The sequence below is a fragment of the Clostridium neonatale genome, assembly GCF_900465025.1.
GTDB classification, from domain to species: Bacteria; Bacillota; Clostridia; order Clostridiales; family Clostridiaceae; genus Clostridium; species Clostridium neonatale.
Genome location: NZ_UICR01000001.1, coordinates 490,001 through 503,621 on the forward strand (window position 1 = coordinate 490,001; position 13,621 = coordinate 503,621).

Here is a 13,621-nt window from a genome sequence, read left to right on the forward strand (position 1 = left end):
AGAGAATCCTAAGGCCGACGGAAGAATTGCAGTTAAGGAACTAGGCAAATTGACCCCGTAACTTCGGGAGAAGGGGTGCCTACGAAAGTAGGCCGCAGAGAATAGGCACAAGCAACTGTTTAACAAAAACACAGGTCTCTGCTAAAGCGTAAGCTGATGTATAGGGGCTGACGCCTGCCCGGTGCTGGAAGGTTAAGGGGAACACTTAGCGCAAGCGAAGGTGTGAACTTAAGCCCCAGTAAACGGCGGCCGTAACTATAACGGTCCTAAGGTAGCGAAATTCCTTGTCAGGTAAGTTCTGACCCGCACGAATGGCGTAATGACTTGTGCACTGTCTCAACTGCAAATCCGGCGAAGTTGTAGTGCGAGTGAAGATGCTCGCTACCCGCGATTGGACGGAAAGACCCCGTAGAGCTTTACTGTAGCTTAGCATTGAATTTCGGTATTGTCTGTACAGGATAGGTGGGAGACTGGGAAATCAGGGCGTCAGCCTTGATGGAGTCGTTGTTGGGATACCACCCTGATAGTATTGAAATTCTAACTGGATGCCATGAAACTGGTGACAGGACATTGTTAGGTGGGCAGTTTGACTGGGGCGGTCGCCTCCTAAAATGTAACGGAGGCGCCCAAAGGTTCCCTCAGAACGGTCGGAAATCGTTCGAAGAGTGTAAAGGCAGAAGGGAGCCTGACTGCGAGACCTACAAGTCGAGCAGGGACGAAAGTCGGGCTTAGTGATCCGGTGGTACCTCGTGGGAGGGCCATCGCTCAACGGATAAAAGCTACCTCGGGGATAACAGGCTGATCTCCCCCAAGAGTTCACATCGACGGGGAGGTTTGGCACCTCGATGTCGGCTCGTCGCATCCTGGGGCTGAAGTAGGTCCCAAGGGTTGGGCTGTTCGCCCATTAAAGCGGCACGCGAGCTGGGTTCAGAACGTCGTGAGACAGTTCGGTCCCTATCCGTCGCGGGCGTAGGAAATTTGAGAGGAGCTGTCCTTAGTACGAGAGGACCGGGATGGACTGACCTATGGTGTACCAGTTGTTTCGCCAGAAGCATTGCTGGGTAGCTAAGTCGGGAAGGGATAAACGCTGAAAGCATCTAAGTGTGAAGCCCACCTCAAGATGAGATTTCCCATAGCATAAGCTAGTAAGACCCCTTGAAGACTACAAGGTTGATAGGTCAGAGGTGTAAGTGCGGTAACGTATTTAGCTGACTGATACTAATAGGTCGAGGGCTTGACCAATATTAAGTTGTAATACATGATTATATGCAATTTTGAAGGAATAAAATTCTTTCAAAACAATGTTCCGCGATAGCTCAATGGTGGAGCACTCGGCTGTTAACCGATAGGTTGGAGGTTCGAGTCCTCTTCGCGGAGCCATTTTTTTTATATTCATAGTCGATTGTATCGGCTTTTTTTGTTTTATAGATATTTATATACAAAAATTTATGAATTATTTATTTCATAACATTATGGGGGTTTCTAAAAATGGGAACAAGATCTAATAGAAATAAAATGATTCGGAAAAAGAATAGATATATGTTTAATTTTATTATATTGTTCATGCTTTTGGGAATTATTGTGATGGGAGTTAGTGCTAATATAGCATTAAAATTATTCAGGAATTTAGCCACTGCAAATGCAGAAACAAGTTTTGGTGGAGAGAGTAAATCATCAGATGAAGATATAAGTAAAGATTCACATGCAGATGATGTTGCATTTTTAGAAAAGTATCTTTATCAACAACAAATGGGATTAATGCCAGATGGAGCAGATGGAAAGAAGGTTGTGTATTTAACCTTTGATGATGGACCATCAGAAACTGTGACTCCTAAAATATTAGATATATTAAAAGCAGAAAATGTAAAAGCTACTTTTTTTGTCTTAGGTAATTCAATAGATTCTAGCGAAGAATCAAAAAACATATTAAAAAGAGAAGTTTCAGAAGGACATTCTATAGGAAATCATACATATTCACATAATTATAGTTATCTATATCCAAATAGAATAATAAATGTAGAAAATTTTATGGACGATATAGAAAAAGCAAATAAATCAATAAAAGCTGTATTGGGTGAAGACTTTGTTGTTAGAGCTATTAGGTTTCCAGGCGGATATATGTCTTGGAAAGATAAAGATGGAATAAATGATATATTAAAAGAAAAAGGATATTATCATATTGATTGGAATTCACTGTCTAAAGATGCCGAAGGTGGATATAAATCATCAGAGCAATTATTAGAAGAAGTAAAATCAAGTGTATCTGGAAGAGAAAAGGCAGTTATATTAATGCATGATAATTATGGAAAGGAAGAAACGGCAAAGGCTTTACCAGAAATAATAGATTATTTAAAAGAGCAAGGATATGAATTTAGAACTATAAAGTGATATTAGATGTACAAGTTATTAAATTAATGACTTGTATTTTTTATTCTTTAGAAAATTATATTGATGGAGAATCTATGAGTAAGTTATTTTTGAGAATATTGTAATAGAGTAATCATAATGCCTAAAGAATAAAAAATAAATTATATGCGTCTGTACTTTTCAAAGGCTTGCTCAGAAAATCCAGAATGCGCTGAAAAAATATTTAAGAAAATTAAACTTATCCACATATCTATTAAGAATATGTAGAAACTATTATTAAAATATATTATAAAAAATCTATTTTATATGGGGTAAGTGAAATGAAAAGAAAAATAAGTTTAAATCAAATGAAAATCACAATAATTATCTGCATAAATTTAATAAGTTTTCTTTGTTATAATAATTATTTCATTATAAAAGTATATGCAGGGAATGAAGTTACAACTGAAATGACAGAAAATAATTCATTAAGTGAAAACAACTCTAAAGTAAAGCAAGATAAGTCTGAAAATATTAAAAACTATTTTTCGTATGAAGGAGATCCGTTTGCAGATGATATATCATTGTTATCACAATATCTATATGAACAGAGTATAGGAGAAATGCCTAAAGGCGCAGATGGAAGAAAAGTGGCATATCTAACTTTTGATGATGGACCATCAGAAATAATTACATGTAGAATATTAGATATATTGAAAGAAGAAAATATAAAGGCCACATTTTTTGTTATAGGAAGATCTGTTGAAGGAAGTGAAAAAAATCAGCAAATAATAAAGCGTATGGCTCGAGAAGGACATTCTATAGGAAATCATACATATTCACATAATTATGATTATTTATATCCTAATAGCAGCGTAAATGTATATAATTTTATTAGTGATATTGAAAAAACAAATTCTATATTAAAGGGAGTCTTAGGCGATAAGTTTTCAACAAGAGTAATAAGATGTCCTGGCGGACATATGTCGTGGAAAAATATGAAATGCTTAGATAAAGTTTTAAAGAGTAATCAATATTATCAGGTTGATTGGAATTCACTTTCAAAAGATGCGGAGGGAAAAAAGAAAAATGCTGATGAGCTTTTAGATAATGTTATTAAAACATTAGGAGATAAAGAAAAAGCAATTATTTTAATGCATGATACATATAGTAAAGAAGAAACTGTAAAAGCACTTCCAATGGTAATAAAATATTTGAAAGATAATGGATATGAATTTAGAACTATACGATAAGTAAGATATACTAATAATATAAATGTGTGCTAGATAGAGCCACATATTTATACGAAACTAAAATATATTAAATAATAGAATATAGCATTAACAAATGATAAAATATTAGTATATAAAATTGATAAGGTAAAATATACATTAATATAGATATTTTATAAATCTATTTATATATTATTAATAATAAAGAAATATAAGTAATGGGGCTGTTGCACTTAATAATTCGTAATGCTTTATATTTACATTACAAATTCTAGTTTGTGCGATATCCCAATATATTAATTAAAAATGAGGAGGTGAAGACCATTATAAGCAATATATACGATTATGCTTATAATGGGAGTTTATGTTATCAAAAGATGTTGCATCAAAAGTTCTCGCCAAGTGTTTAGTAACAGATGGAGACTTTGCAGAAATATTTGAAGATGATTCAATCAGCAATTCCATATCATTAGTTGATGGAAAGGTTGATGATGCTATAGGTGGTAGAACTTATGGTATAGGAATAAGAATATTCAAAGGGTTTAAGAGTGTTTATGCTTATACAAATAATAATAGTTTAGAAAGTCTATTAGAAACAGCTTATAAGGCTGCATTAGCTTTAGGAGAAGTAAAAGAAGACATAAGTATAGTATTAAATGAAAGAAAAATAAATAGTATACATCCAATAATATATTATCCTAAAGATACATCTTACGAAAGAAAAATAAAGATAGCTAGAGAAGCATATAATGCGGCAAAAAGTTTCAGTAATGAAATATCCCAAGTAGTTGCAAGCTATGCAGATAAAGAACAAAATATATTAATAGCAAATAGTGAAGGATTATATATAGAAGATAAAAGGGTTAGAACTAGATTAGGTGTTAGTGCTATAGCTTCAAAAGGAGATGAAAACCAAACAGGATTTGAAGGTCCAGGAAGATGTATGGGAATAGAAATGTTCGATAAAATAGATCCAGCATATCATGGAAAAGAAGCTGCACGAATTGCTCATACTATGCTTCATGCAAAGAATTGTCCTGCTGGAAATATGACTGTTGCAATTGATAATGGCTTTGGAGGAGTTATATTCCATGAAGCATGTGGTCATGCTTTAGAAGCTACAGCAGTAGCTAAAGGAAATTCAGTTTTTGCAAATAAATTAGGTGAGCAGATTGCATCAACCAAAGTAACTGCAATTGATGATGGAACTATTCCAAATGCATGGGGATCATTAAATATAGATGATGAAGGAAATAAAACTCAAAAGAATGTGCTAATTGAAAATGGAATATTAAAAGGATATATGATAGACAAATTGAATGCTAGACGTATGAAGATGGAAGCAACAGGCAGCTCAAGAAGACAAAGTTATAAATATCAGCCTACATCAAGAATGACTAATACCTATATTGCAGCTGGAACTGATAATCCAGATGATATAATCAAGTCTATAGATGATGGTTTATATGCTAAGAAACTAGGGGGAGGCTCTGTAAACCCTGTTACTGGTGAATTTAACTTTGCTGTTCAAGAAGGATACTTAGTTAAAAATGGAGTTATACAAGAGCCAGTTAGAGGAGCCAGCCTAATTGGAAAAGGCAGTGAAGTCCTTATGGATATAGATATGGTTGGAAATAATTTAGAATTAGCTCAAGGTATGTGTGGTTCCTCATCAGGAAGTATCCCAACTAATGTAGGTCAGCCTATGATTAGAGTTAAAAAAATGACAGTGGGAGGTAGATAAAAATGGAGTTTAATTTATTTAAAGAGAAACTATTTGAAGAAGCTAATAAGGCTGGATTTGAAGAATATGAAATATATTATGCTGATGGAGAAAGCTTAAGCATAAATATTTATGAAGGCGAAGTTGAAAAATATAAATTAAATACTGCTTTTGGCCTTTCATTTAGAGGAAAAATAAATGGTAAAATGGGATATTCTTATAGTGAAATTTTAGATGAAGAAGCTATAAAGACACTTATAGAAAATGCAAAAAGTGCTGCGCTTACTATAGAGAATGATGATGTTAAATTTATATATGAGGGAGATAAGGAATATAAAGAAATTGATTGTTTTAAGAAAGAACTCGAAGGTATTAATCCAGATAAATATATAGAATTAGCTCTTCAAATGGAAAAAGAATGTAAAAAACAATGTGATAAAGTAATAAATTTTAGTAGTTGTGCAATAGGTTATGGAAAATCAACATATGGAATAATAAATTCTAAAGGACTTAATTTGAAAAATGAAAGAAATAGTTTAAGTGCATATGTAATTCCTATCATTGAGGCAGATGGAGAAAAATATGATGGTATGGGATATGTATTGGCACAAAAATTAGATGATATAAAACCAGATGAATTAGCTAAGCAGGCAATTGAAGAAGCTACTTCAAGAATTGGAGGTAAGAGTATACCTTCAGGAAATTATAAAATAATAATAAATAATGAAGCTATGGTTTCATTACTTGGAACATTTTCTTCAATATTTAATTCAGAACAGGCACAAAAGGGATTATCTTTATTACAAGGTAAAGAAGGCGAAATAATAGCATCTGATATTGTAACTTTAATTGATGATCCACATTTAAAGGATGGTCTTGGAACTTGTTCATTTGATGATGAGGGAGTTGCAACATATACTAAAGAAATTGTTACAAATGGTAAGTTAAATACATTACTATATAATTTAAAAACTGCTAATAAGGCAGGAGTTAAGTCTACAGGAAATGGATTTAAGAGTTCATATGCATCTACAGTTGGTGTAAGTGAAACAAACTTTTATATTAAGCCAGGTGAAAAAACATTTGATGAATTATGTGAAATTGTGAAAGATGGAGTTATTATAACAGAATTTGCTGGACTCCATTCAGGAGCAAGTTCTGTAACAGGAGATTTTTCACTAGCAGCTAAGGGGTTTATGATAGAGAATGGTAAAAAGACATTCCCAGTTGAGCAAATAACAATAGCGGGAAATTTCTTTATATTATTAAAAGATATAGAAGAAGTAGGATGCGATTTGAAATTCCCTATGAGCAGCATAGGCTCTCCTTCAATTATAGTAAAAGAATTATCAATTGCTGGAAAATAAAAAGTTAATTATATAGATAGAAAAAAATCCACTTTAGATTGTTTTGAAATAATCTAAAGTGGAAAATTTAATTTTAATAATAAGTAAACTTTGAAGTTTTAGTACTGATATTTAAATAGTAATCAGCAACTACGTTTTCAAAATTAAGATCTTTAGAGGCATTTTCAGAATAGAAATAAATTAAGATGCCTTTAAAATTTGTATTCATATATTCTGAGGCAATAACATTACAAATTTGTTCTAAATGATCTTTAGAAGTATCATTAACTAAAACATTAATTCTTACGAAATTATTGCCAGTAGAAATTTTACTTATAGAATAAGGTGATTGTATATTTTCGCTATTATTAAATTCACCGGAGAATGAATATTTTATTTTTGAAACTTGATTATTAACAATTGCATCTGAAGTATGTGATTTCTTAGGTAAAAGATTTTTAACTTTTAGAGTTAATGAATCTAGGTTCTGGTCATTTAGACTTATAAAATCAAGATTTATTTCACCAGAAAATGTAGAATCAGATGAATTCTTAATAGTAATATTAGCGGACTTTTGTGAATCATTATATGATGAACCCAATTTATAATTAAGTTTTAAATCATCATATGAAGGTTTTTTAGATTCAATACTTTCGAGATTATTTTCTGAATTTAAATTTTCTATAACAATATCATTAGAAGATGATTTTTTTCTATCGACTAATTTAAAGCATGTCCCACTTGTCAATAATGTTATTGAAAGAACAAACATTATTACTACTAATACTGAAGATGTTTTTGTGTTCTTTTTTATTGCTAGAATTATAAATAAAAATGATATAAGAATTCCTAGAATACCAGAACCATAAAGAATTAATGAAAATAAATGCATGTTAAAATTAATACCCATATTTACCACCATTCAATAAATTTATTAAAAAAATAGTTATAATATAATTATATATGTAATTTATAAATACTTCAAAGTAAATTAATTGTTTATTAATAAAATCTTATATAAATATAAAGAAATATAGAGAAAATTAGAAAAAGTTTTGGAGGATAGGAAATGAAGAGCTATGATCTTATAGTAATTGGAGCCGGTATAGCAGGAATGACAGCGGCTATTGGAGCAGCTAATAAAGGAATAAAAAATATATTATTAATTGAAAGAGAGGAGTTTGTAGGTGGACTTATAAACCAATTTATACATAATGGATTTGGAAAGAAGATATTAGGAAAAGAAGTTACTGGTCCTGAATATATAGAATATATAGATGAAAGTATAGATAAAAGTAGTATAGATGTTCTTTTAAATACAACAGCATTAAATATAACAGAGGATAACATAATCACATATGTAAATTCGGAAGACGGAGTAACTGATGTGAAGGGAACAGCAGTAATATTTGCAATGGGTGCTAAAGAAAGATATTTTGGAGATATAATGCTTGTGACTAAGAAGCTTGTAGGAATACAAACAGTTGGAGAAGCTCATAGAATTATAAATTTTGAAGGATATCTTCCAGGAAGAAATAGCATTATATTAGCCAAGAATAAATGGGGATTTATTTTAGCTAGAAGATTATTAATAGAAGGTGGAAATGTTAAATGTGTTGTCCTTGAAAAAAGTTGTGATGAAATAATAAATGAAGAAATAAAAGATATTATTGAAGGTTTTAATATACCTATAGTCGATTCTTCAAAAATTATTGAAGTAAGTGGAAAAGATAGAATACAAAAAGTGAAGATTAAGAATTTGAAAGATAATTCAGTATCTGAGATTGAATGCGATGCATTATTATTAACAGTTAACTTTGAACCAGACGATGCTTTAGCAAAAAAAGCAAAAATATTAATGCCAGATGAGAATTTAATTACTATAAGTAAAGATTATAGTACATCTCAAAATGGGGTATTTGCATGTGGAAATGTAGTGTATGGAGAAAAGGCATTTGCCCTTAAAGATAATAATGGTATAGAATGTGGTGAACAGGCAGCTAACTATATAAAATCAAATTACACTAATTAGCTGCACCTTTTGATATTAAATAAAGTAGTCAATGGAAGCTTCATACATAGAAAGATTACCTTTAGAATTTAAATGAATACCATCTAGATATAAATCTGGCTTATTTAAAGTAAGATTGTAAAAGTCTATATATGAAATATTATGTTTAGAACATAATTCAATTAGGGAACTTCTTAAATTAGGGAGTTCCTTTTCAACATAATCATAAATTGAGCACTGAGAAAACAATAAATATGCCATGTCTCCTAAGATCACTGGGGGAATACCAACTACTACTTTATGATTTAATGAGAGGGCATCTTTAATCATCAATTCAATATTTGCTATAATTGATTTTACACTTCTCCCCATCATAAGATCATTTGTTCCAGCCATTATAAAAATTTTAGATGGATTATACGACAAGACATCTTTATCATATCTTGAAAGCATTGATGCCGTAGTATCTCCATTACACCCACTGTTGATTCCTTTGAGATTACATGTCATAATAATTTTATTGACCCAGCAATCTTGTTTTTTAACACCATATCCAAAAGTTAAGCTATCACCAAAGAAGACAATATCAGTTGAAGTATTCATAGTAATCATATCCTTTTTAAAATAATTTTTTAAAACAATTTTTACATATTATAGTCTTTTTATTATCTGCTGTAATATAGTCATTTGTGATAATGATTTTATTACAAATGCTACATTTATTTTCAGAAGATAAATTTTCTTCAATATTATCATTTTTCTTTTTTAATTTATTAATAGTTTTCTTTAGTGAAGTATAAAGTTTTGGTTTACTAGGATTAATTTTTTTATTGATATGAAAATTTAAATCATATTGGCTTTCGGAAAATAGCTCCAATTCAAATCTAGGATTTTCTTTATCATAATACTCTTCAGTAATAATTTTTGTAATTTGAGCATCATTAACTATAAGTCCGCTTTTTTCTATTCCATCAAATATACTCTTAGTAATATTTATAGTATCAGGATGACGTTTTTCACTTTTATAATAAACTTTTAAAACGGCAATTAAACTTTCTGTAAAAACAATATCAGGATTTTGACTCCTTGCAATCAGTGCTATTTCTTGTTCATATATTGCATATCTATCATGATAACTACCAGAATTATCAGGCAGTATAGCACGTCCGTTGGTGTTATGTAATTTAAAATTTGATTTAGTTATTGGTGACCCTTTAACAATAACTTTAGCGTAATTAGTCATTAAAATACTCCTTAAGTTCATTTTCTAAGTAAAATATACAATATATATTTAATTTATACAATAATAAGAATTTGATAATGATATATATATAAAGTATAATATTTTAGTGTTAGAAAATAAAATATTTAATATTATTTCGTAATAGAGTATATTTTATTTAGATAATTTAAAAATGAAATTTTATAGTTATTAATATAGATTAATAAAAGAGGTATAAATTAATGGAGAAAAAAATAATTTTAGGAATTGAATCTAGCTGTGATGAGACAGCAGCAGCAATAGTTGTTGATGGAAGAAATGTTCTTTCTAATGTCATAGCATCTCAAATTGATACTCATAAAAAATTTGGCGGTGTAGTACCAGAAGTTGCATCAAGAATGCATATTGAGGCTGTTGATGGTGTAGTAAAAGCAGCATTAAAAGAAGCGGATTTGACATTAGAAGATGTAGATGCAATAGGAGTTACATATGGACCAGGCCTTGTAGGTGCGCTTTTAGTAGGATTGCAGTATGCTAAAGGTCTTTCACTAGGATCTAAAAAACCACTTATACCTGTTAATCATATACAAGGGCACATATGCGCTAACTTTATTGAACATAAAGATTTAGAACCACCATTTGTTTCTTTAGTGGTTTCTGGAGGGCATACTTTTATAGTATATGTTAAAGATTATGATAAATTTGAAGTTATAGGTCAGACAAGAGATGATGCAGCAGGGGAAGCATATGATAAAGTGGCAAGAGCATTAGGTCTTGGATATCCAGGAGGACCTAAAATTGATAAACTAGCTAAAGAAGGAAATGAGAATGCAATAGAATTTCCTAAGGCAAAGTTCCACGAACAAACATTAGATTTTTCTTTTAGTGGAGTTAAATCAGCTGTTCTTAATTATTTAAATAAAGCTAAGATGCAGAATATAGAAGTAAATAAAGCTGATGTTGCGGCATCTTTTCAAAAAGCAATAGTAGATGTATTATCTGATAATGTTTTTTTAACTTGTAAAATGGAAAAGGTTAATAAAATTGCTATAGCAGGAGGAGTTGCGTCAAATAGTTGTTTAAGAGAAAGATTAATAACAGAAGGTGAGAAAAGGGGAATAAAGATACTATTTCCATCACCTATATTATGTACTGATAATGCTGCTATGATAGCGAGTGCAGCATATTTTAATTATGATAAAAAATTAGAAGGTAATTTAGATATCAACGCTAAACCAAATTTAAAATTAGTTGAAGGCTAGGTGAGGCATATGAATTTACTACCACATTCTAATGGATTATATAAAATGAAAAAGGAAAAAGTTGGTTTGGTCATAATAGTAAAAAGAATTGTTATTGGTATATTATCTTTATTGCTTGCAGGATTAGTAATTCAACAATGTATAAATCTAATTGATAATACTAGATTAAAATCAAAATTTAAGTATGTTCGTGTAGATGGAAAGAGAATGGAATATAAATTAAAAGGCGGTGGAGAATATACTGTTGTCTTTGATGGTGGCATAGGAAATACTATGTTTGAATGGGATAAGGTTTGTGATGTACTAGAAGAAAAAGAGGATGTTCAAATATTTGTATATAATCGTAGAGGATATGGTTTCAATGATGGCGGCAATGCCAGAACTCCTAAGGAGCAAGCAGAAGATTTGAAAAACCTTTTAAAGAAATCAGGTGCATCTGCCCCTTATATACTTGTTGGAGAAGAGTATGGAAGTTTAGTTATGACTAATTTTGCTGCTGAGTATCCAGACTCAGTTGCAGCAGTTGTTTTAATAGATCCAATTAGTGAAGAAAAAGCAGCTAGTGATGAATTTAAAAAGAGTATTAGATTTAAATATTATAGAAGTAAGATAGAGAGTGTTGGTTCGAATTTTTTATTAACATCAATATTAGATAAGGTTGGTTTAACATTAGAAAATAAATATTTTGAAGAAAATATATTAGAAAGTAAATTAGAAGAATTTTCAGCACTTAAAAATAAGAAAAATTATAGGCAGGCTGTTTCAAATGAGTTGGGGAATTTATACAATATAAATTCAAATAGTCAGTCTGATGGACTTTTGTCTAATAAACCTTTATATATAATAAGTCAAGATAAAGAAAATATTCTTGAAAAGATGGGTGATGAAAAGTTTACGACCGTATATAAACATAAAGATACACAAACTCCATTTTCTATGGCCGATCCTGAAACAGTAGTAAATGGTATAAGCAGTGTATTGAAAGATACTAAGAAAATTCAAAAGATGAACCATAAAGAATGATAGGCTCCCTCAATTAGAGGGAGTTTATTATTTAAAAATTATTTTATTTCAATGAAATATTGTCATTGGTTTGACACATAATAACTCTATACTTACATTATAAAGTAATTATAAACATAAGTTTTTCAAATTTATATTTTTATAAAAAACTTGTAATTTAATAAAAGATGAATTTATTGAGATAGGAGGATTTTAGCATGAATAATAGAGAGGATAATAATTTTATAGATGTTGAATCTTCTCCAGTATTAGACGGAGAGCAAGTAGCGTGGAGAAGTTGCTTTGATGAAAAAGAGCCTAAGAAGAAGAAAAAAAGAAGAGGTGCTAGAATATTTGGAACCATTGCAGGAGGCATTTTAATATCTCTTATAGGTGGAATTATTGGAAGTGCAATAACTTATTCTATGATTGGAAGTAATAGATCAAGTTTTAATTCAAAAACAACAAATTATGTACCTCAATCATTTGTATCAAGTACCAATAATGCTATGTCAGCAGCAGATGCTTTTAATAAAGTTGCACCAGCAGTAGTTATTGTTTCTACTAAAGGATTTCAAGATGTAAATTATGGCTTCTTTAGTCAAGAACAAGAAGTAGAGGGAATAGGATCAGGATTTATAATCAACGAAGAAGGATATATATTGACCAATTATCATGTAATAAAGGGTGCAACAGAAGTTACTGTAACACTTAGTACAGGAGATGAAGTCCCAGCAACAGTTGTTAATTATGAAGAAACAAAGGATATCGCAATGTTAAAACTTAAAGAAGGAACTAAAGTACCTGCAGTAGCAGAGCTAGGTGATTCAGATGCAATTTATCCAGGTGCTGAGGTTATAGCAATAGGAACTCCACTTTCTAAAAACTTCGCACAGACTCTTACAAAAGGAGTTATTAGTGGAAGTAATAGAACAGTAACTACTGAAAATGGTGAGAGTGTTAATTTAATTCAAACTGATGCTGCTATTAATCCAGGAAATAGCGGTGGCCCATTAGTAAATACAAATGGTGAAGTTATAGGAATTAATTCAATGAAAATAGGAACTCAAGCAGGAAGTACAAGTGTGGAAGGAATTGGTTTTGCAATTCCAATAAATGAAGTTAAAAATAAGATAGATGATTTATCAAAACCTATATTAAATTTGGGTATTAAAGTAAGAGATATTGATGCTAATACAGCAAAACAATATGATTTAGAAGAAGGTATTTATGTAGTCTCAGTAGATGAATTTTCACCAGCTGAAAAAGGTGGATTAAAAGTTGGAGACATAATCGTAAAATGCGATGGAAAATCTGCTACTACACTTGACAAATTAAAAGAAATTAAACAAACAAAAAATGCTGGAGATACTTTAGGACTTGAAGTTGTTAGAAATGGAAAGAATGTCAAATTGAATGTTACATTAGAAGAAGGTAAATAAAATCTTATATTAAATTATAGAGTATATATTTTAGA

11 protein-coding genes, 1 tRNA gene and 1 rRNA gene (1 of these 13 only partly in view) are annotated in these 13,621 nt (G+C 30.6%); 10 read left to right on the forward strand and 3 right to left on the reverse strand.

The genetic code is table 11. The features are described 5' to 3' along the window. The 6 genes from CNEONATNEC86_RS02375 to CNEONATNEC86_RS02400 form a co-directional block, all read left to right on the forward strand. Nucleotides 1-1,242: ribosomal RNA gene (locus CNEONATNEC86_RS02375) — 23S ribosomal RNA — on the forward strand (it extends 1,665 nt beyond the left edge of the window). A gap of 63 nt (nt 1,243-1,305) precedes the next feature. Next, a tRNA-Asn gene (locus CNEONATNEC86_RS02380) sits at nt 1,306-1,380 on the forward strand. Between the two features lie 108 nt (nt 1,381-1,488). After that, nucleotides 1,489-2,388: a polysaccharide deacetylase family protein gene (locus tag CNEONATNEC86_RS02385; RefSeq protein WP_058293645.1), complete on the forward strand. Its 900-nt coding sequence runs from the start codon at nt 1,489-1,491 to the stop codon at nt 2,386-2,388. Between the two features lie 299 nt (nt 2,389-2,687). Next, complete coding sequence (locus CNEONATNEC86_RS02390; protein WP_159135464.1) at nt 2,688-3,599, forward strand: polysaccharide deacetylase family protein; 912 nt, start codon at nt 2,688-2,690, stop codon at nt 3,597-3,599. Nucleotides 3,600-3,942: 343 nt separating this feature from the next. Then, complete coding sequence (locus CNEONATNEC86_RS02395) at nt 3,943-5,322, forward strand: TldD/PmbA family protein (RefSeq protein WP_058293647.1); 1,380 nt, start codon at nt 3,943-3,945, stop codon at nt 5,320-5,322. A gap of 2 nt (nt 5,323-5,324) precedes the next feature. Further along, on the forward strand, nt 5,325-6,668 hold the full coding sequence (locus CNEONATNEC86_RS02400; protein ID WP_159135465.1) for a TldD/PmbA family protein: 1,344 nt from the start codon (nt 5,325-5,327) through the stop codon (nt 6,666-6,668). A 73-nt stretch (nt 6,669-6,741) separates the two neighbouring features. Here CNEONATNEC86_RS02400 and CNEONATNEC86_RS02405 read toward each other — a convergent pair whose 3' ends face one another. Continuing rightward, nucleotides 6,742-7,557 carry a hypothetical protein gene (locus tag CNEONATNEC86_RS02405; protein WP_159135466.1) on the reverse strand — a complete coding sequence of 272 codons (816 nt, stop codon included), beginning with the start codon at nt 7,555-7,557 and terminating at the stop codon, nt 6,742-6,744. Nucleotides 7,558-7,716: 159 nt separating this feature from the next. On the opposite strand from CNEONATNEC86_RS02405, the gene CNEONATNEC86_RS02410 reads away from it, so the two are divergent. Continuing rightward, a complete protein-coding gene (locus CNEONATNEC86_RS02410; protein ID WP_058293650.1) occupies nt 7,717-8,679 on the forward strand; it encodes an NAD(P)/FAD-dependent oxidoreductase in 963 nt (320 codons plus the stop codon). Between the two features lie 15 nt (nt 8,680-8,694). On the opposite strand, the gene CNEONATNEC86_RS02415 is transcribed toward CNEONATNEC86_RS02410, so the two are convergent. Continuing rightward, a complete protein-coding gene (locus CNEONATNEC86_RS02415) occupies nt 8,695-9,261 on the reverse strand; it encodes a GDSL-type esterase/lipase family protein (RefSeq protein ID WP_058293651.1) in 567 nt (188 codons plus the stop codon). A gap of 16 nt (nt 9,262-9,277) precedes the next feature. After that, nucleotides 9,278-9,901, reverse strand: coding sequence for a RusA family crossover junction endodeoxyribonuclease (locus tag CNEONATNEC86_RS02420; RefSeq protein WP_058293652.1), 624 nt, complete (start codon nt 9,899-9,901; stop codon nt 9,278-9,280). A gap of 221 nt (nt 9,902-10,122) precedes the next feature. On the opposite strand from CNEONATNEC86_RS02420, the gene tsaD reads away from it, so the two are divergent. The 3 genes from tsaD (at nt 10,123) to CNEONATNEC86_RS02435 (ending at nt 13,586) form a co-directional block, all read left to right on the forward strand. Beyond that, nucleotides 10,123-11,142: a tRNA (adenosine(37)-N6)-threonylcarbamoyltransferase complex transferase subunit TsaD gene (tsaD, locus tag CNEONATNEC86_RS02425; protein WP_058293653.1), complete on the forward strand. Its 1,020-nt coding sequence runs from the start codon at nt 10,123-10,125 to the stop codon at nt 11,140-11,142. Between the two features lie 9 nt (nt 11,143-11,151). Then, entirely contained in the window at nt 11,152-12,165 is a 1,014-nt protein-coding gene (locus CNEONATNEC86_RS02430; protein WP_159135467.1) for an alpha/beta hydrolase, read from the forward strand. A 197-nt stretch (nt 12,166-12,362) separates the two neighbouring features. Next, nucleotides 12,363-13,586: a S1C family serine protease gene (locus CNEONATNEC86_RS02435; protein WP_159135468.1), complete on the forward strand. Its 1,224-nt coding sequence runs from the start codon at nt 12,363-12,365 to the stop codon at nt 13,584-13,586. Nucleotides 13,587-13,621 lie beyond the last annotated feature (35 nt).

What these genes read in the sequence shown, in the direction of transcription:
- CNEONATNEC86_RS02385 (WP_058293645.1), top strand. Translation starts at nt 1,489, where the DNA reads ATGGGAACAAGATCTAATAGAAATAAAATGATTCGGAAAAAGAATAGA.
- CNEONATNEC86_RS02390 (WP_159135464.1), top strand. Translation starts at nt 2,688, where the DNA reads ATGAAAAGAAAAATAAGTTTAAATCAAATGAAAATCACAATAATTATC.
- CNEONATNEC86_RS02395 (WP_058293647.1), top strand. Translation starts at nt 3,943, where the DNA reads ATGTTATCAAAAGATGTTGCATCAAAAGTTCTCGCCAAGTGTTTAGTA.
- CNEONATNEC86_RS02400 (WP_159135465.1), top strand. Translation starts at nt 5,325, where the DNA reads ATGGAGTTTAATTTATTTAAAGAGAAACTATTTGAAGAAGCTAATAAG.
- CNEONATNEC86_RS02405 (WP_159135466.1), bottom strand. Translation starts at nt 7,557, where the DNA reads ATGGGTATTAATTTTAACATGCATTTATTTTCATTAATTCTTTATGGT.
- CNEONATNEC86_RS02410 (WP_058293650.1), top strand. Translation starts at nt 7,717, where the DNA reads ATGAAGAGCTATGATCTTATAGTAATTGGAGCCGGTATAGCAGGAATG.
- CNEONATNEC86_RS02415 (WP_058293651.1), bottom strand. Translation starts at nt 9,261, where the DNA reads ATGAATACTTCAACTGATATTGTCTTCTTTGGTGATAGCTTAACTTTT.
- CNEONATNEC86_RS02420 (WP_058293652.1), bottom strand. Translation starts at nt 9,901, where the DNA reads ATGACTAATTACGCTAAAGTTATTGTTAAAGGGTCACCAATAACTAAA.
- tsaD (WP_058293653.1), top strand. Translation starts at nt 10,123, where the DNA reads ATGGAGAAAAAAATAATTTTAGGAATTGAATCTAGCTGTGATGAGACA.
- CNEONATNEC86_RS02430 (WP_159135467.1), top strand. Translation starts at nt 11,152, where the DNA reads ATGAATTTACTACCACATTCTAATGGATTATATAAAATGAAAAAGGAA.
- CNEONATNEC86_RS02435 (WP_159135468.1), top strand. Translation starts at nt 12,363, where the DNA reads ATGAATAATAGAGAGGATAATAATTTTATAGATGTTGAATCTTCTCCA.